A 16,280-nucleotide genomic window follows, 5' to 3' on the forward strand; every position below is an offset into this window, starting at 1 on the left:
AATGCCCGCAGTGTTGTTTGTCTGTACCGCCAACATTTGCCGCTCGCCCATGGCGGCGGCGCTTTTTTCTGCGCGTCTGCGGGCAGACGGACTTCGTCCGGAAGAATGGCTGGTGGATTCTGCCGGCACATGGGCGCATGATGGGCAGGCGGCATCCCAAAATGCCGTCCTCGCCATGCAGAAGCGCGGGCTGGATCTGCGTTCCCACCGTTCTAAGACGGTCTCCAGTTATCTGCTGGAGATGTTTGACCTGATTCTGGTTATGGAACCGGGCCACAAAGAAGCCTTGCAGGTGGAGTTTCCACACCTGGCTGAGCGGATTTATTTGCTGACCGAAATGGTGGGTGAACACCTTCCTGTTGAAGATCCCTTTGGCGCCTCTTTAGAGGAATACGAAAAAACTGCGGCAGAAATTGATGCCTATCTTGAAAAAGGAATGCCGCGGATTTTGGCTTTAGTCGGTTTTCATGGCAAGGTTTCTTCAGGTTGAAAATTTAGTGGGGAAGCGAGAAGAAAATTAAGCAAACAAGTTCCTTGACCCAACGGGTATCGTTCGGGTATAATTGCCTTTTACGTAAAATGCACGTATTGTGTTTATCGCAGGACAGGATCCGGTCTAAAGTATGAGGTGCAGGAGAAAAGCATGGCTTCCGAATTGACAACCACGAAGTCTTACGCGCGTATTCCGGTTGTTTTCGACCTTCCCGATTTGATTGATGTTCAGGTTGATTCGTTCAAGCGTCTCAAGCAAGAAGGGTTAATTGATCTCTTTGATGAGATTTCCCCAATTGAATCTTATAACAAGGGAATGAAGTTGTACTTCCCGGGGCGTTCGCCCGAGGCTCAGCAGTTTAACCTGCGTATCCGTTTTGGAGAGCCCAAGCATTCCATTGAGGAATGTGTGGAAAAGGATTTAACCTATGCCAGTCCGCTGTATGTGGGGGTTTTACTGGCAGGACCTGAAGTCCCTGAGCCCATTCGTCAGGAAATCTTCCTGGGAGATTTCCCGGAGATGACCGACAAGGGTACGTTCATCATTAATGGTACTGAGCGCGTGGTTGTCTCGCAGTTAATTCGTTCTCCAGGTGTGTATTTCGATGCCCCTGTAGATCGAGCAACGGGACGGCGCCTGGCAATGGCGAAATTAATTCCCGACCGCGGCGCCTGGATGGAGTTTGAGACCCGCAAGAACGATTACCTGATTCTCAAGTTCAATCGCAAGCGCACGGTGCCGATTACCATCTTCCTGCGCGCGCTGGCGGCTGTGGATGATGGCTTGGGCGGTGAAAGTCCAATCAAAGAAGGGACGGACGAAGAACTTCTGGCGCTGTTCCAGGATGTGGATAACAACCCCGAGCGCCTGTTCATTGTCTCAACCATGCGCCAGGAACCTGTTTGGGACCTGACCGGCGGTTTGACAATTGCTCAGGCAGCATTGCTGGAGTTCTTCAAGCGCATGCGTCCGGGCGATCCGGCGACCCTCGAAAACGCCCGCCAGTTCCTGGAGGAACAACTGTTTGATCAGCGCCATTATGACCTGGAGCGGGTTGGTCGCTACAAACTCAATCAGAAACTGGATCTGTCCGATAAAATTCCGGTTACCCATCGGACCATCACCAAGTGGGATATCCTCAATCTAATCCGGCGCATGATTCTCATCAACAACGAGCGCGAGGATAAGGATGACATTGACCACCTTGGTAACCGCCGGGTCAAGACGGTGGGTGAATTGATTCAGAACAAATTGCGCATTGGTTTGCGCCGCATGGAGCGCGTCATCAAAGAACGCATGTCCATCCGCGATCAGGAGCAGGTGACGCCGATGAGCCTGGTTAATATTCGACCGGTGGTGGCGGCACTGCGCGAGTTCTTTGGCTCCAGCCAGTTGTCCCAGTTCATGGATCAGACCAATCCGCTCGCCGAACTGCGCCACAAGCGCACGCTCTCGGCTTTAGGCCCGGGTGGTTTGCGCCGTGAGCGCGCAGGGTTTGACGTGCGCGATGTGCATCACTCGCATTATGGGCGTATTTGCCCGATTGAAACCCCTGAAGGTCCCAATATTGGTTTGATTGGTCGTCTGGCGACCTTCTCGCGTGTGAATGAATATGGTTTTATTGAAACCCCCTATCGCCGGGTGATTAAATCACTCTCTTCCAAAGACAAGCGTCTGGTGGGTCGTAAATTACGCGAAACCCTCACTGATCCGGAAACAGGCGAGGTAATTGCTCGTGAGGGTGAGCGCGTCACTGCAGAGATGCTTCCGGCAATTCAAAAACTGAATAAAACCACCATCTTTGTAGTGCCGTTTGTTTCAGAGGATGTGGAATATCTCTCCGCCGACGCAGAAGACAAGTTCATGATTGCGCAGGCAAACTCCCTGCTCAATGAGTATAACGAATTTATTCAGGATCGCATTTCCTGCCGCTACCATTCTGACTTTACCGAAGCCTCACCAGACAGCATTAACTACATGGATGTGGCGCCCAATCAGGTGGTGGGTATCAGCGCGGCGCTGATTCCATTCCTTGAACACGACGACGCTAACCGCGCCTTGATGGGGTCTAACATGCAAGCCCAGGCGGTGCCTCTGGTGCGCCCGGAAATCCCCATTGTCTCCACGGGCATGGAACTGTATGCCGCGCGCGACTCTGGGCAGGTGCTGGTGGCTGAGGAAGATGGTGAGGTCATTTCGGTTAACGGGCGGCAGATTCTTCTGCGAACGTCCAGTGGCGTGCGCGTGTACCAGTTGCGCAAGTATCAGCGCTCCAATCAATCTACCTGCATTGATCAGCGTCCAGCAGTGCACAAAGGTCAAATTGTCCGCAAGGGCGATGTGCTGGCGGATTCCAGTTCAACCGTCAACGGCAACCTGGCGCTGGGGCAGAACGTGGTGGTGGCGTTCCTCTCATGGGAAGGTGGAAACTTTGAAGACGCCATCCTGATTTCCGAACGTCTGGTACAGGACGATAAATTTACTTCGGTGCATATTGAGAAATACGAGGTTGAAGCCCGCGATACCAAACTGGGCCCGGAAGAGATTACCCGCGACATTCCCAATGTGGGTGAAGATGCCATTAAGGATCTGGATGAAAACGGCATCATCCGCATTGGTGCGGAAGTGGGCCCGAACGATATCCTGGTGGGCAAGATTACCCCGAAAGGTGAAAAGGAACTCACCCCTGAAGAGCGCCTTTTGCGGGCGATCTTTGGCGAAAAATCTCGGGATGTGAAGGACACTTCTCTGCGCATGCCGCATGGTGAGCGCGGTAAAGTAGTGGACGTCAAAGTCTTCACACGCCAGGATAACACCGACCTGCCTGCCGGCGTGGACATGATGGTGCGGGTGTCGGTTGCTCAACGACGCAAGATTACCGCTGGTGACAAGATGGCAGGACGTCACGGGAACAAAGGCGTGGTCTCTCGCGTGGTGCCGGTAGAAGATATGCCCTTCCTCGAAGACGGTACACCGGTGGATATTATCCTTAACCCGTTGGGCGTTCCAGGACGTATGAACATCGGGCAGGTGCTCGAAACTCACCTGGGTTGGGCGGCCATGCGTCTTGGCTTCCGCGCTATTACCCCGGTCTTTGATGGCGCAAACGAAACCGAAATCGAAGCCGAACTGGCACGCGCATACCTGATTGATCTGGCGTGGAAAGAAACAGCAGATGCTGCCTGGCAGTGGGTGAAGGAACAGGATGTTACCCCTGAAACCTTCCGCGATGATGATGAGGTTCGGGCGTTGTACATTCAACAGTGGCTCGGCGAGCGTGGCTACGACATGGATCGCCTGCTCGAGGATGAGGTGTACGCGCGACGTTCCACCCTGGCAGAGTGGCTGCGTGACAGGGGCTATAACCCGGAAGAGATTTTGCAGTTTGAGGATGTGGGCATGAAAGCCCCCGCAGTCTCACCCAAAGACCTCAACGCCATTGAAGTCTGCCTGCGCATCTGGTTGCAATCTCAGGGTGTGGATGTGAGCAACGTTGCTGGTGAAAACCTGCGCGAGGTAGCGGAAGATTACATGCGCCAGACCGGCAACCCCATGCCTTTGCTGGGCAAACAGCGCCTCCGCGATGGCAAGACGGGCGAATTCTACGATCAACCTGTCACTGTAGGCGTGATGACCATGATGAAACTGCACCACCTGGTGGAAGACAAAGTCCACGCACGTTCTACTGGCCCGTACAGCCTGGTGACGCAACAACCGTTGGGTGGTAAAGCGCAGTTTGGTGGTCAGCGCTTTGGTGAAATGGAGGTGTGGGCTTTGGAAGCCTACGGCGCAGCGCATACCCTGCAGGAAATGCTTACGGTTAAGTCCGACGATGTTCAGGGACGTGTGGCGACCTACGAAGCCATTGTCAAGAATGAGCCCATCGAAGAGCCGAGCATTCCGGCGGCGTTCCGCGTGCTGGTCAAGGAACTGCAGAGTTTGGGCGTAGCCGTGGAAGCCATCATGGAAAATGGTGAGGTGGTGCGCTTTGGCAAAGATGAAGAGCGCGTACGCCCGCCCAAGATTGAAACCGGCTTGCTCGGTTTGGGTGAGGATTTGGGCTTGGGGGGTGACGGCGAGGATGACTTGCTCTAGTCTGAGAGTTGTGATATAATCCTTGCCCGTTGCCTGTCATGAACACGGAAATAGAGGTGAGGCCATCTGTGCAAGGTTTGATGGCCTCCCTTTATGACGAAAGAAACGCTATCAAACCGTACTGACTTAATTTTTTGGAGGCAAGAAGGTGCCAACCATCAATCAACTCATTCGAAAAGGACGCGAGTCGAAGAAGGTGAAGAGCAAAGCGCCTGCTTTGCAGTACATTTTGAACATCCCAAAGCAGCGCCGCCTTCGCCAGGAGGGTGGCTCCCCGCAGAAGCGTGGGGTGTGCACCGTTGTCCGTACGATGACCCCCAAGAAGCCGAACTCGGCTTTGCGGAAAATCGCCCGCGTGCGCCTGACGAACGGCATCGAAGTTACGGCGTATATTCCGGGTGAAGGGCATCAGTTGCAGGAGCACTCGGTGGTGCTGGTGCGCGGCGGCCGCGTAAAGGACCTGCCGGGTGTGCGTTACCACATTGTGCGCGGCACGCTGGATACCACGGGCGTTGCCAAGCGGCGCCAGGGTCGTTCAAAGTACGGCGCGAAGCGGCCGAAATAGTCTTTTGGATCATGGAGTAGGGAAATATGCGTCGTACCAAACCTGAGGTCCGAGAAATCAATCCGGATGTTCGCTATAACAGCGTGTTAGTGCAGGAATTCATTAACCGGGTGATGCGCCGTGGCAAGAAGAGCCTTGCGGCTCGTCTGGTCTATGATGCGTTTGACATGGTGCAGGAAAAAACCGGTCGCCCTGCCGTAGATATCTTTGAGCAGGCGATTAAGAACGTGGGCCCCATCATGGAAGTTCGCCCGCGCCGTGTAGGTGGTGCTACTTACCAGGTTCCTCTGGAGGTTCCTGCTCGCCGCCGCATGACATTAGCCATGCGCTGGATTATCCAGGCTGCGAAAGCCCGAACGGGCAAATCTTTCTCTGAAAAGTTGGCGGCTGAATTGCTGGATGCCAATAACAACCAGGGTGCTGCCGTGCGCAAGCGCGAAGAAACCCACAAGATGGCGGAGGCGAACCGAGCGTTCTCTCACTTCCGGGTTTAGTTTATCAGTATAAAAAGGTGAAGCATGGCTCGAACATTTCCGTTAGAGCGGTGCCGTAACATCGGAATCATTGCTCATATTGACGCGGGGAAGACCACGACCACCGAACGTATCCTGTTCTATACAGGAAAAACGTACCGGTTGGGATCGGTGGATGAAGGCACCACTGTAACGGATTGGATGGTGCAGGAACGAGAGCGGGGAATTACCATTGTTTCTGCGGCGGTCACCGCTGAGTGGAAAGATTATCAAATTAACCTCATTGATACGCCGGGACATATTGATTTCACGGCGGAGGTTCAGCGTTCCCTGCGCGTTCTGGATGGCGGCGTGGTCGTATTTGACGCCACCCAGGGTGTAGAACCCCAAAGCGAAACTGTCTGGCGACAGGCGGATCGTTACAATGTCCCGCGCATTTGTTTCATCAACAAGATGGATCGGGTTGGCGCTTCTTACGAGTATTCGATTGAGTCCATTCGGACTCGCCTGGGAGCCAACCCGATTCCCATGCAAATCCCCATTGGTGCCGAATCTAACTTCTCCGGTGTGGTGGACTTGCTCACCATGCAGGCCATTACCTGGCGCGACGAACTCGGTCGAGAACCGGTATATGGCGAGATTCCTGCCGAACTGCGGGATGAAGCCGAAGAGCGGCGTGCCATCCTGGTAGAACGCATTGCCGAACTGGATGACGACCTGACGGTCAAATTCCTTGAAGGTGAAGAGATCACTGTGGAGGAGTTGAAAGCGGCATTGCGACGGGCGACCCTGGCAAACAAAGCCACCCCGGTTTTCTGTGGCAGTTCTCTGAAGAACAAGGGGGTTCAGCCGGTGCTGGATGCCATCATTGATTACCTGCCCTCGCCGCTGGACATCCCGCCTGTGCGTGGTACTGACCCCAATTCGGGCGAGGAAATCACCCGTCCGGCTTCCGATGATGCTCCCTTAAGCGCCCTGGTGTTTAAAATTGTCACCGATCCATACGTAGGGCGGCTGGCTTACTTCCGCGTTTACTCTGGTAAAGTAACCAGCAATACCATGGTGTACAATCCGGGCAAGGGACGCAAGGAACGCATTGGACGCCTCTTGCGCATGTACGCTGATCGGCGCGAGGACGTTGAAGAGATTCCCGCCGGAGATATTGGGGCTGTGTTGGGACTGAAAGAGTCCTTCACGGGTGATACCCTGTGTGATCCGCAGGCGCCAATTCTTTTGGAGAGCATTCAGTTCCCCGAGCCAGTCATTTCGGTAGCGATTGAGCCCAAGACTACCGCCGATCAGGACAAGATGGCAGATGCCCTGCGCAAACTTTCGGAAGAAGATCCGACCTTCCGGGTGCGCACAGACGAAAATACCGGTCAAACCATTATTTCCGGTATGGGTGAACTGCATCTGGATGTGCTGGTGGACCGAATGTTGCGGGAATTCCGGGTGCAAGCCAATGTCGGGAGACCGCGGGTTTCTTACCGCGAAACTATTACCCGTGAAGTGCCCAAAGTCGAGTACCGCTATGTCAAACAGACGGGCGGAAAAGGCATGTACGGTCATGTGGTCTTCAGTATTGAGCCGGTAGAGCGGGGTAACGGCGTTCAGTTTGAGAGCAAAGTGGTCGGCGGGGCTGTGCCGCAGGAATTTGTCCCGGCGGTGCAAAAGGGCGTTATGGAAGCCGCGGAAAGTGGTGTCCTTGCCGGATATCCGGTCACAGATGTCAAAGTGACGCTGATTGACGGCTCTTATCATGAGGTTGATTCGAACGAAATGTCGTTCAAAATGGCGGCAATTTTCGCCTTCAAGGAAGGGATTCAGCGCGGTTCTCCCGTGTTGCTTGAGCCGATCATGAAGGTGGAAGTTGTGGTGCCGGAAGAGTATTTAGGCGATGTGCTGGGGCAGTTGAACGCCCGCCGTGGTGAGATTCAGGGCATGGAAGTGCGCCCGGGAAATGCTCAGGCGGTGCGGGCAATGGTGCCGCTGGCAGAGATGTTTGGATATGCAACTGAGTTGCGCTCAGCCACTCAGGGACGTGGTGTCTTCTCCATGGAGTTTGACCATTATGCTCCCGTGAGCGCCACCGTTGCGCAAAAGATTCTCAATTCGTAACCGGATATTCACCAGAAATTTTGGAGGAGTGTTTTTATGGCGAAGCAGAAATTTGAACGGACGAAGCCGCATCTGAACGTAGGGACGATGGGACACATTGACCACGGGAAGACGACGCTGACGGCGGCGATCACGAAGTACTGCAACCTGCTGGGGAAAGCGGAATTCAAGGCATACGATCAGATTGACAACGCGCCGGAAGAGAAAGCGCGTGGGATCACGATCAACATTGCGCATGTGGAATACGAGACGGAGAAGCGGCACTATGCGCACGTGGACATGCCTGGGCACCGTGACTATATTAAGAACATGATCACGGGTGCGGCGCAGGTTGATGGGGCGATCCTGGTGGTAGCGGCGCCGGATGGTCCGATGCCGCAGACGCGGGAGCACGTGTTGCTGGCGCGACAGGTGGAAGTGCCGAGCATTGTGGTGTTCTTGAACAAAGTGGACATGATGGACGACCCGGAACTCCTGGAGTTGGTGGAGATGGAGTTGCGGGAGATGCTGAACGGGTACGGGTTCCCTGGGGACACGACGCCGATAGTGCGGGGGAGCGCGCTGAAGGCGCTGGAATGCCCGTCGAAGGATCCGAATGCGCCGGAGTATGCGTGCATCAAGGAACTGCTGCGGGTGGTGGATGAGTATATTCCTGAGCCGCCGCGGCCGGTGGATCAGCCGTTCATGATGCCGGTGGAAGACGTGTTCTCGATCAAGGGACGCGGGACGGTGGTGACGGGGCGCATTGAGCGCGGACGGATCAAGGTAGGCGAGCCGGTGGAGATTGTGGGCTTGCGCGAGAAGAGCATGTCGTCAGTGGTGACGGGGGTGGAGATGTTCCACAAGACGCTGGACGAAGGCATCGCGGGTGACAATGTTGGTTTGTTACTGCGCGGTGTGGAGCGGACGGATGTGGAACGCGGGATGGTGATTGCGAAACCAGGAAGCATTACGCCGCACACGCGCTTCATGAGCGAAGTGTACGTGTTGAAGAAAGAAGAGGGAGGACGGCACAAGGCGTTCTTCAACGGATATCGGCCGCAGTTCTACATTCGGACGATGGATGTGACGGGGACGATCAAGTTGCCGGAAGGTGTAGAGATGGTGATGCCGGGCGACAATGTGAACCTGGAAGTGGAACTGATCGTGCCGGTGGCGTTGGAGCAGGGCTCGAAGTTCGCGATCCGCGAAGGCGGTTTGACGGTCGGCGCGGGCGTCATCACCAAGATCCTCGAGTAAGAAAAGGTGAGAAATGGCCAAGCAACGTATTCGTATCCGCCTGAAGGCTTTTGATCATCGTGTGCTGGATCAATCTGCCAAGCGTATTGTGGAAACTGCCGAACGCAGTGGCGCTCGGGTAGTGGGTCCGGTTCCTCTGCCCACCAAGATTGAACGATACACAGTGCGCCGTTCGACCTTCATTGACAAGGATTCTCACGAGCATTTCGAGATTCGCACCCACAATCGTCTCATTGACGTGATTGATCCGGATGCCAAGACGATTGACATGCTGATGCGGCTTAACCTGCCTGCAGGTGTGGACATCGAGATTAAGATCTAAAAGGTCACTTTTCGAAGGTGTTGTGAAGCCAGTTTGCGCAGGGGAAATTCCCTCTGTGCAAACTGGCTCGGTGTGAAAACAGGATTTTACTCTGGACAGAAAAAACACGCTCTGGTAAAATAGAGCGGTTTTGGGCGCAAAGCCCGAACAGGTAGCGCAAGAGTTGGTGCGCTGGGCGCGTGTAAAGAGACCCGAGCGATGCCCTCCACGAACTGACTGCGTTACGGACGGGGATGATGCAGCCGAGCCCAGGCTGACAGTCCCGACACTTTGAAGCAAGGAGACAACAGAGATATGTTGAAAGGGCTGATTGGCAAGAAAATCGGTATGACCCAGATTTTCGATGAAAATGGTGTGGCTATTCCGGTCACCGTCATCGAAGCTGGGCCTTGTTACGTTACCCAGGTACGTACGCCGGAAAACGACGGTTATTCAGCCGTCCAACTGGGGTTTGAAGAGGTGAAACCCAAGCGCCTCACAGGCGGCGAATTAGGCCACCTGAAACGCAATAACCTTCCGCCGTTGCGCTTTTTGCGCGAGTTTCGGGTCAAAAATCCAGAAGTCAAAGAAGGCGATAAAGTGACTGTGGAGTGCTTTGCTGTGGGCGAGCGCGTGGATGTCGTTGGCACCAGCAAAGGCAAGGGCTTCCAGGGTGGTGTGAAGCGCTACCATTTCCGTGGCGGTCCGAAGACTCACGGTCAGTCTGATCGTCACCGCGCTCCCGGTTCGCGTAGCTCGGGCACGACACCGGGGCGTGTGTATAAAGGATCGCGGGGACCGGGTCATATGGGCAATGACCGCGTGACCGCGCAGGGCTTGAAAGTGGTCCTGGTGGATACCGAACGCAACCTGATTGGCGTCAAAGGCTCGGTGCCGGGCGCCAAAGGCGGCCTGGTCGTCATCAAAGAGGCGCGTAAACAGTAGCTGGCTGCCTTAGCCTGAATGTAGGAGCGATGGTATGTTAGTAGATGTAGTCAACATGCAAGGGCAGAAAGTCAGCTCTGTGGAACTTCCCGAGAGCATCTTTGAAGCCCCGATTTATATTGATCTGATGCATCAGGCGTATGTTCGCCAGATGGCGAATGCGCGTCTGGGAACCCACGACACCAAGACCCGCAATGAGGTCTCGGGGGGTGGGCGTAAGCCCTGGCGACAAAAGGGTACTGGTCGTGCCCGTCAGGGTTCCACTCGTTCGCCGGTTTGGGCAAAGGGTGCCAAAGTGCACACGCCGCACCCGCGTTCATACGTCCAGTTGATGCCGCGAAAGATGCGCCGCGCTGCACTGCGCTCGGCTCTCTCTGTCAAGGCGGCCGAAAACGCCATCGTGGTGGTGGATCAACTGACTCTGCCTGAAGCCAAGACCCGGCACATGGCGCAGGCGTTGAACACGCTGGTTGGTGATGCCAGTGCGCTGGTTCTCATTCCGGAAAAGGAAGCCTATGAGGGTGTGATCCGCTCTACTCGCAACCTGCCGGACGCCAAAATCTTGCTGGCAAATTACCTGAACATCCGCGACCTGCTGATGTTCGATAAGGTGGTCATGCCGTTGGCGGCGCTGGATGTGATCTCGGCGAACCTCGGGTAAACAGGAGGACAGAATGAGCACGATCTATGATGTACTTCGCCGCCCGTTGATTACGGAGAAGACCAATTATCAGGCTGGTAAACTTCATCAGTATGTCTTTGAGGTAGCAGATGACGCCACCCGCACGCTGGTGAAGGATGCCGTTGAGAAGATTTTCAATGTGACGGTCCTGCGGGTGAACCTGATCAATGTTCCGGCAAAACAAAGCCGCCGTGGACGAAGCCGCCGCGTGGTGGTGACCCGTGAAGGGTACAAGAAAGCCATCGTGACGCTGGCGCCCGAGGACTCCATTCCGCTGTTTGAAGGGGTGTAACCATGGCTGTTAAAGTCTACAAACCGGTAACCCCCGGTCTGCGCGGCATGACCGGTTACACATTTGAGGAAATTACCAAAACCAAGCCGGAACGCTCGCTGATCGTTGTGCGCAAGAAGCACGCCGGGCGCAACCATTTTGGACGCGTTACGGTTCGTCATCAGGGTGGTGGCAATCGCCAGTTCATCCGCCTGGTGGACTTCAAACGCGATAAGCGTGGCATTCCTGCCCGCGTTGCCGCGATTGAATACGATCCCAACCGCACAGCCCGCATTGCTTTGCTGGTGTACGCTGACGGCGAAAAACGCTACATTGTGGCTCCGTTGGGCTTAAAGGTGGGTGATACGGTTCTGGCTGGCAAGGATGCGGAAATCCGCCCGGGTAATAGTCTGCCTATCGCCAACATCCCCGTGGGTACGATGATTCACAATATCGAACTCAAAGAGGGGCGTGGCGGTCAACTGGTGCGCGCGGCAGGTGCTGCCGCCCAACTGCTGGCTAAAGAAGGCGATTACGCTCAGGTTCGTCTGCCCTCTGGCGAGGTGCGTCTGGTTCGCCAGACCTGCTATGCGACCATTGGACAGGTGGGTAACCTGGACCACTCCAATGTCAAACTGGGCAAAGCCGGGCGCAAGCGCCACATGGGTATTCGCCCGACGGTGCGCGGTACCGCGATGAGCCCCCGCGACCATCCGCATGGTGGTGGTGAAGGGCGTCAGCCGGTCGGTATGCCGGGTCCCAAGTCTCCGTGGGGTAAACCCACCCGCGGTTACAAGACCCGCCGCAATAAGCAGACCGACAAGTACATTGTCCGCCGTCGCAAGTAAGAGACGCGGTTTAGCGATTGGAATTGCGTTAGACCGGAAGAAAGAAGGACGAGACTATGTCACGATCGTTGAAAAAAGGGCCGTACGTTGACCCGAAACTTCTCAAGAAAATCGAGTTGATGAACACCCGGGGCGAGAAAAAGGTGATTCGCACGTGGAGCCGGGCAAGTGTGATCTTCCCTCAAATGGTCGGACACACCATTGCCGTCCATGATGGACGCCGCCATGTGCCCATCTACATCACCGAGAACATGGTTGGACATCGCCTGGGCGAGTTTGCCCCCACACGCCTGTTCCGCGGTCATGTAGCGGAGAAATCCTCTGGCGCTAAGGGCAAGGGAGGCAAATAAACCATGGCAACGGATATTCGCGCTCAGTTGAAATTTGCCGAAACTTCCGCGCAGAAAGCGCGCCTGGTGGTGGATCTGGTGCGGGGAAAACCGGTGGTCGAAGCCTCCAATATCTTGCGCTTCACCCCCAAGAAAGCCGCGCGGATCATTAACAAAGTGCTGGATTCGGCCATTGCCAACGCTGAAGAAAACTTTGGCGTGAGCCGCGACAACCTTTACATCCATGAAATTGCCGCCGATGAAGGACCCACGCGCAAGTGGCGCCGTTTTGGTGCACGTGGACGCTTCAAGCCGATTTTGCGCCGCACTTCGCACATCACGATTGTCCTGCGCGAGCGGGAGTAGTAAGGACCAGGAGCAGATATGGGACGCAAAGTTAATCCCGTTGGTTTTCGTCTCGTTGTAAACAAGGCTTGGGAAAGCCGCTGGTTTGCAGACGGGAAAGAGTATACACAAAATCTGCAACAGGATTTTCAGATCCGCAAACTGGTGCGGGAGATTGCCGAAAACGCAGGCGTTTCCCGTGTGGAAGTGGAACGCTTCCCCGGTAAAGTGCGCGTGATTGTCTTCACCGCCAAACCCGGCATCCTCATTGGACGCAAGGGAGAAAGCGTGAAGAAACTGCGCCAGGACCTGGAAGCCCTGACCGGCAAGAAAATTGACCTCGAAATTAAAGAGATCAAGAACCCCGATACCGATGCCTTGCTGGTGGCAGAAAATCTGGCTTCCCAGATTGAACGCCGCGTGAGTTACCGCCGGGCGATGAAGCGCGCTCTCCAGCAAGCCATGCGCCAGGGCGCCAAAGGCATCAAGGTCGAGGTTCAGGGGCGCCTGAGTGGTGCGGAAATGTCCCGCAGTGTATGGCTGCGCGAAGGGCGTGTCCCGTTGCAGACCCTGCGAGCCGATATTGATTTCGCTCGCGCTGAGGCTCTCACCACCTATGGCCGCATCGGCGTGAAGGTGTGGGTTTACAAAGGTGAGATGGCCCCCGAGGTTGAGGAAAAAGCCGAGCCTACCGAAGGCGTGTACGTAAGCGAATAACGATACCCCTGACACATGTCGGGATGAGAGAAAGAGGTAGCAACCATGTTGATGCCAAAACGTGTCAAGTGGCGCAAACAACAGCGCGGTAACATGCGCGGGAAAGCCTTACGCGGGGCAGAAATCGCCTTCGGCGAGTACGCTCTGCAGGCGCTTGAACCCGGTTGGGTTTCTGCGCGCCAGATTGAAGCCGCCCGCCGTGCCATCGTGCGTGAAATGCGCCGCCGAGGTAAGATTTGGATTCGCATCTTCCCGGATAAACCTTATACCCATCGTCCGCCTGAAACCCGTATGGGTAAAGGAAAAGGGAATGTGGAGTACTGGGTGGCTGTGGTTCGCCCTGGGCGGATCATGTTCGAAGTGGGAGGCTTACCCGAAGAAGTGGCAAAAGAAGCCCTTCGTCAGGCTTCCTATAAGTTCTCCATCAAAACCAAGGTTATTGCACGTGAGGAAGTGGAAGGAGAACAGGCATGAAACCGTCTGAAATTCGACAACTAACAACTGAAGAACTGCGAGCCAAACTGATGGATGCTCGTCAGGAATTGATGAACCTGCGTTTCCAGATGACTACCGGTCAATTGACCGATACCAGCCGTCTGGGAAAGACTCGCCGCCTGATCGCTCGTTTCGAGACGATCCTGCGCGAACGCGAACTGGCAGAAGAAAGAGGTGAAAAATGAACACGCGCCGTCGCATGACCGGTCTCGTGACCAGCAATAAGATGATGAAAACGGTTGTGGTTCAAATCACCCGCACCTTCCAGCACCCGCTGTACAAGAAAGTGGTGCACTCCATCAAAAAGGTCAAAGCCCACGATGAACTGGGGTGCGAGGTAGGAGATGTGGTGCAAATTGTGGAAAGCCGCCCGCTTTCTGCGCAAAAGCGCTGGGTAGTGGAGAAAATCGTTCGCAAGTCCAGCGGCGCAGACGTGGTGGAGGAAGGAGCCTAAGCCATGATTCAACAGGAAACCCGATTAAAGGTTGCCGACAACACGGGCGCTCGCGAACTGCTGGTCATCCACATCATGGGTGGGTCGACCCGCAAATATGGCGAAGTGGGCGATATTGTGGTGGCGACGGTCAAGTCGGCTGCACCGCAGGGCGCAGTGAAGAAAAGCGAGATCGTCAAAGCCGTGATCGTACGCTGTGCAAAGGAATGGCGGCGCGAAGATGGTTCGACCATTCGGTTTGACGATAATGCCGCTGTGATCCTGGACAGCTCCGGACAGAACCCGCGAGGCACCCGCATCTTTGGGCCTGTGGCGCGTGAACTGCGCGAAAAAGGCTTCATGAAGATCGTCTCGCTGGCGCCTGAAGTGCTCTAGGATCGATGAGGAGAGTGGTATGAAGGTCAAGATTCATAAGGGCGATACGGTAGAGGTGATCAGCGGCCGCCGGGAGGACAAAGGCAAACGCGGTGAGGTCATTCGCGTTCTGCCCGACGAGGGGCGCGTGGTGGTACAGGGAGTCAACCTGCGCACCAAGCACCAGCGTCAGGTTCAGGCTCAGGGCCGCACGATCAACCCCGGTCTGGTCAAATTTGAGGCGCCCATTCACATTTCGAATGTGATGCTGGTTTGCCCCAAGTGTGGCAAAGCCACCCGCGTGGGCATTAACCGGCAGGCAGAGAAAGCCGTGCGCGTCTGCAAGAAATGCCAGGCGGTTATTGATGACTAAGGCACCTGGAGTGATACGATGAACAGGTTGAAGGAATACTATCAGAAAGAAGTTGTGCCTGCGTTGATGAAGTCGCTGGGTCTGGACAATGTCATGCAGGTGCCCAAAATCCAGAAGGTTGTGGTGAACATTGGCTTGGGCGAGGCATTGGACAACCCCAAGGCGTTGGAAGCCGCTTCCGCGGACCTGATGGCGATCACCGGACAGAAACCGGTCATTACCAAAGCCCGCAAGAGCATTGCGGCGTTCAAACTGCGCGAAGGGCGCGCGATTGGTGCGAAAGTCACCCTGCGTGGCGAGCGCATGTGGTCTTTCCTTGATCGCCTGATGAATGTGGCTTTACCGCGCGTGCGCGACTTCCGGGGTGTTTCTCGTGACGCCTTCGACGGGCGTGGTAACTACACCCTTGGCTTGCGCGAGCAGTTGATCTTCCCCGAAATCGAGTACGACAAAATCGACAAGATTCGCGGGATGGAGATCACCATTGTGACCACCGCCAAGAGCGACGATCATGCAGCGGCGCTGTTGGAAATGCTGGGTATGCCATTCAGAAAGGGTTAATATGGCGAAGAAATGCATGAAATATCGTGAGATGCGGCGTAAGTACGAAGTGCGCGTGCGCAATCGTTGCGAGCGCTGTGGGCGCCCGCGCGGTTACATCCGCCGGTTTGGACTGTGCCGCATTTGTTTCCGCGAACTGGCACTGCAGGGCAAGATCCCTGGCGTGACAAAGGCTTCCTGGTAGCCGGTTGGGAGGTATGCGATGAGCGTTAACGATCCAATTGCTGATATGTTGACCCGAATCCGCAACGGCATTATGGCCGGGCACGCCATGGTTGCCATGCCCTCTTCGAAGATCAAAGTGGAGATCGCCCGAATCCTCAAAGAAGAAGGATACATCGAGGATTACGAGGTGGCTGAAGAGGCTGAAAACTCGGCGCGCAAAGTGTTGCGGTTGAAACTGAAATACGTGGGCGAACGGCGCCAGCGCAAACCCGTCATCACCGGGTTGGAGCGCGTGAGCAAGCCCGGACGCCGCATCTATACGCCCAAATCGGAAATTCCGTGGGTGCTCTCCGGAATGGGCATTGCCATCCTCTCCACTCCCAAGGGAGTGATGACGGGACAGCAGGCTCGTAAACTGGGCGTGGGCGGCGAGATCCTCTGCAAGGTCTGGTAGCCT

The 16,280-nt window shown here is 55.5% G+C and carries 22 protein-coding genes; all 22 read left to right on the top strand.

Annotated elements, in window-relative coordinates:
• Nucleotide 1 precedes the first annotated feature (1 nt).
• Nucleotides 2-490 carry a low molecular weight protein arginine phosphatase gene (locus tag ANT_RS04980; protein ID WP_013559422.1) on the top strand — a complete coding sequence of 163 codons (489 nt, stop codon included), beginning with the start codon at nt 2-4 and terminating at the stop codon, nt 488-490.
• Between the two features lie 153 nt (nt 491-643).
• Nucleotides 644-4,588, top strand: coding sequence for a DNA-directed RNA polymerase subunit beta (gene rpoB / locus ANT_RS04985; protein WP_013559423.1), 3,945 nt, complete (start codon nt 644-646; stop codon nt 4,586-4,588).
• A 148-nt stretch (nt 4,589-4,736) separates the two neighbouring features.
• Nucleotides 4,737-5,153 (top strand): 30S ribosomal protein S12, encoded by a 417-nt coding sequence (gene rpsL, locus ANT_RS04990; protein WP_013559424.1) that lies wholly within the window; start codon nt 4,737-4,739, stop codon nt 5,151-5,153.
• 26 nt (nt 5,154-5,179) lie between these two features.
• Nucleotides 5,180-5,647, top strand: a complete 468-nt coding sequence (rpsG, locus tag ANT_RS04995; protein WP_013559425.1) for a 30S ribosomal protein S7 — start codon at nt 5,180-5,182, stop codon at nt 5,645-5,647.
• A 24-nt stretch (nt 5,648-5,671) separates the two neighbouring features.
• The gene (gene fusA / locus ANT_RS05000) at nt 5,672-7,744 is read left to right on the top strand and encodes an elongation factor G (RefSeq protein ID WP_013559426.1); all 2,073 of its coding nucleotides are present in this window, start codon (nt 5,672-5,674) and stop codon (nt 7,742-7,744) included.
• A gap of 36 nt (nt 7,745-7,780) precedes the next feature.
• On the top strand, nt 7,781-8,983 hold the full coding sequence (gene tuf / locus ANT_RS05005; protein WP_013559427.1) for an elongation factor Tu: 1,203 nt from the start codon (nt 7,781-7,783) through the stop codon (nt 8,981-8,983).
• Between the two features lie 13 nt (nt 8,984-8,996).
• Nucleotides 8,997-9,305, top strand: coding sequence for a 30S ribosomal protein S10 (rpsJ, locus tag ANT_RS05010; RefSeq protein WP_013559428.1), 309 nt, complete (start codon nt 8,997-8,999; stop codon nt 9,303-9,305).
• A gap of 294 nt (nt 9,306-9,599) precedes the next feature.
• The gene (rplC, locus tag ANT_RS05015) at nt 9,600-10,229 is read left to right on the top strand and encodes a 50S ribosomal protein L3 (protein WP_013559429.1); all 630 of its coding nucleotides are present in this window, start codon (nt 9,600-9,602) and stop codon (nt 10,227-10,229) included.
• A 34-nt stretch (nt 10,230-10,263) separates the two neighbouring features.
• Nucleotides 10,264-10,890, top strand: coding sequence for a 50S ribosomal protein L4 (rplD, locus tag ANT_RS05020; RefSeq protein ID WP_013559430.1), 627 nt, complete (start codon nt 10,264-10,266; stop codon nt 10,888-10,890).
• Between the two features lie 13 nt (nt 10,891-10,903).
• Nucleotides 10,904-11,203, top strand: coding sequence for a 50S ribosomal protein L23 (gene rplW / locus ANT_RS05025; RefSeq protein ID WP_013559431.1), 300 nt, complete (start codon nt 10,904-10,906; stop codon nt 11,201-11,203).
• Between the two features lie 2 nt (nt 11,204-11,205).
• Nucleotides 11,206-12,030 carry a 50S ribosomal protein L2 gene (gene rplB, locus ANT_RS05030; protein ID WP_013559432.1) on the top strand — a complete coding sequence of 275 codons (825 nt, stop codon included), beginning with the start codon at nt 11,206-11,208 and terminating at the stop codon, nt 12,028-12,030.
• A gap of 56 nt (nt 12,031-12,086) precedes the next feature.
• Nucleotides 12,087-12,380 carry a 30S ribosomal protein S19 gene (rpsS, locus tag ANT_RS05035; protein WP_013559433.1) on the top strand — a complete coding sequence of 98 codons (294 nt, stop codon included), beginning with the start codon at nt 12,087-12,089 and terminating at the stop codon, nt 12,378-12,380.
• Nucleotides 12,381-12,383: 3 nt separating this feature from the next.
• Nucleotides 12,384-12,725, top strand: a complete 342-nt coding sequence (rplV, locus tag ANT_RS05040; protein WP_013559434.1) for a 50S ribosomal protein L22 — start codon at nt 12,384-12,386, stop codon at nt 12,723-12,725.
• An 18-nt stretch (nt 12,726-12,743) separates the two neighbouring features.
• Nucleotides 12,744-13,421: a 30S ribosomal protein S3 gene (gene rpsC, locus ANT_RS05045; RefSeq protein WP_013559435.1), complete on the top strand. Its 678-nt coding sequence runs from the start codon at nt 12,744-12,746 to the stop codon at nt 13,419-13,421.
• 45 nt (nt 13,422-13,466) lie between these two features.
• Nucleotides 13,467-13,895: a 50S ribosomal protein L16 gene (gene rplP / locus ANT_RS05050; RefSeq protein ID WP_013559436.1), complete on the top strand. Its 429-nt coding sequence runs from the start codon at nt 13,467-13,469 to the stop codon at nt 13,893-13,895.
• A complete protein-coding gene (rpmC, locus tag ANT_RS05055) occupies nt 13,892-14,101 on the top strand; it encodes a 50S ribosomal protein L29 (protein ID WP_013559437.1) in 210 nt (69 codons plus the stop codon). The genes rplP and rpmC overlap by 4 nt, the downstream gene beginning before the upstream one ends.
• Nucleotides 14,098-14,370 carry a 30S ribosomal protein S17 gene (gene rpsQ, locus ANT_RS05060; RefSeq protein WP_013559438.1) on the top strand — a complete coding sequence of 91 codons (273 nt, stop codon included), beginning with the start codon at nt 14,098-14,100 and terminating at the stop codon, nt 14,368-14,370. The genes rpmC and rpsQ overlap by 4 nt, the downstream gene beginning before the upstream one ends.
• A gap of 3 nt (nt 14,371-14,373) precedes the next feature.
• A complete protein-coding gene (gene rplN, locus ANT_RS05065) occupies nt 14,374-14,745 on the top strand; it encodes a 50S ribosomal protein L14 (RefSeq protein ID WP_013559439.1) in 372 nt (123 codons plus the stop codon).
• A 19-nt stretch (nt 14,746-14,764) separates the two neighbouring features.
• Nucleotides 14,765-15,097, top strand: a complete 333-nt coding sequence (gene rplX / locus ANT_RS05070) for a 50S ribosomal protein L24 (RefSeq protein WP_013559440.1) — start codon at nt 14,765-14,767, stop codon at nt 15,095-15,097.
• A gap of 18 nt (nt 15,098-15,115) precedes the next feature.
• Nucleotides 15,116-15,658, top strand: a complete 543-nt coding sequence (gene rplE / locus ANT_RS05075; RefSeq protein ID WP_013559441.1) for a 50S ribosomal protein L5 — start codon at nt 15,116-15,118, stop codon at nt 15,656-15,658.
• 1 nt (nt 15,659) lies between these two features.
• Nucleotides 15,660-15,842 carry a type Z 30S ribosomal protein S14 gene (locus ANT_RS05080; RefSeq protein ID WP_013559442.1) on the top strand — a complete coding sequence of 61 codons (183 nt, stop codon included), beginning with the start codon at nt 15,660-15,662 and terminating at the stop codon, nt 15,840-15,842.
• 18 nt (nt 15,843-15,860) lie between these two features.
• Nucleotides 15,861-16,277, top strand: a complete 417-nt coding sequence (gene rpsH, locus ANT_RS05085; protein WP_013559443.1) for a 30S ribosomal protein S8 — start codon at nt 15,861-15,863, stop codon at nt 16,275-16,277.
• Nucleotides 16,278-16,280: the final 3 nt, after the last annotated feature.

The organism is Anaerolinea thermophila UNI-1 (assembly GCF_000199675.1).
GTDB classification, from domain to species: Bacteria; Chloroflexota; Anaerolineae; order Anaerolineales; family Anaerolineaceae; genus Anaerolinea; species Anaerolinea thermophila.

What these genes read in the sequence shown, in the direction of transcription:
- ANT_RS04980 (WP_013559422.1), top strand. Translation starts at nt 2, where the DNA reads ATGCCCGCAGTGTTGTTTGTCTGTACCGCCAACATTTGCCGCTCGCCC.
- rpoB (WP_013559423.1), top strand. Translation starts at nt 644, where the DNA reads ATGGCTTCCGAATTGACAACCACGAAGTCTTACGCGCGTATTCCGGTT.
- rpsG (WP_013559425.1), top strand. Translation starts at nt 5,180, where the DNA reads ATGCGTCGTACCAAACCTGAGGTCCGAGAAATCAATCCGGATGTTCGC.
- fusA (WP_013559426.1), top strand. Translation starts at nt 5,672, where the DNA reads ATGGCTCGAACATTTCCGTTAGAGCGGTGCCGTAACATCGGAATCATT.
- tuf (WP_013559427.1), top strand. Translation starts at nt 7,781, where the DNA reads ATGGCGAAGCAGAAATTTGAACGGACGAAGCCGCATCTGAACGTAGGG.
- rpsJ (WP_013559428.1), top strand. Translation starts at nt 8,997, where the DNA reads ATGGCCAAGCAACGTATTCGTATCCGCCTGAAGGCTTTTGATCATCGT.
- rplC (WP_013559429.1), top strand. Translation starts at nt 9,600, where the DNA reads ATGTTGAAAGGGCTGATTGGCAAGAAAATCGGTATGACCCAGATTTTC.
- rplD (WP_013559430.1), top strand. Translation starts at nt 10,264, where the DNA reads ATGTTAGTAGATGTAGTCAACATGCAAGGGCAGAAAGTCAGCTCTGTG.
- rplW (WP_013559431.1), top strand. Translation starts at nt 10,904, where the DNA reads ATGAGCACGATCTATGATGTACTTCGCCGCCCGTTGATTACGGAGAAG.
- rplB (WP_013559432.1), top strand. Translation starts at nt 11,206, where the DNA reads ATGGCTGTTAAAGTCTACAAACCGGTAACCCCCGGTCTGCGCGGCATG.
- rpsS (WP_013559433.1), top strand. Translation starts at nt 12,087, where the DNA reads ATGTCACGATCGTTGAAAAAAGGGCCGTACGTTGACCCGAAACTTCTC.
- rplV (WP_013559434.1), top strand. Translation starts at nt 12,384, where the DNA reads ATGGCAACGGATATTCGCGCTCAGTTGAAATTTGCCGAAACTTCCGCG.
- rpsC (WP_013559435.1), top strand. Translation starts at nt 12,744, where the DNA reads ATGGGACGCAAAGTTAATCCCGTTGGTTTTCGTCTCGTTGTAAACAAG.
- rplP (WP_013559436.1), top strand. Translation starts at nt 13,467, where the DNA reads ATGTTGATGCCAAAACGTGTCAAGTGGCGCAAACAACAGCGCGGTAAC.
- rpmC (WP_013559437.1), top strand. Translation starts at nt 13,892, where the DNA reads ATGAAACCGTCTGAAATTCGACAACTAACAACTGAAGAACTGCGAGCC.
- rpsQ (WP_013559438.1), top strand. Translation starts at nt 14,098, where the DNA reads ATGAACACGCGCCGTCGCATGACCGGTCTCGTGACCAGCAATAAGATG.
- rplN (WP_013559439.1), top strand. Translation starts at nt 14,374, where the DNA reads ATGATTCAACAGGAAACCCGATTAAAGGTTGCCGACAACACGGGCGCT.
- rplX (WP_013559440.1), top strand. Translation starts at nt 14,765, where the DNA reads ATGAAGGTCAAGATTCATAAGGGCGATACGGTAGAGGTGATCAGCGGC.
- rplE (WP_013559441.1), top strand. Translation starts at nt 15,116, where the DNA reads ATGAACAGGTTGAAGGAATACTATCAGAAAGAAGTTGTGCCTGCGTTG.
- ANT_RS05080 (WP_013559442.1), top strand. Translation starts at nt 15,660, where the DNA reads ATGGCGAAGAAATGCATGAAATATCGTGAGATGCGGCGTAAGTACGAA.
- rpsH (WP_013559443.1), top strand. Translation starts at nt 15,861, where the DNA reads ATGAGCGTTAACGATCCAATTGCTGATATGTTGACCCGAATCCGCAAC.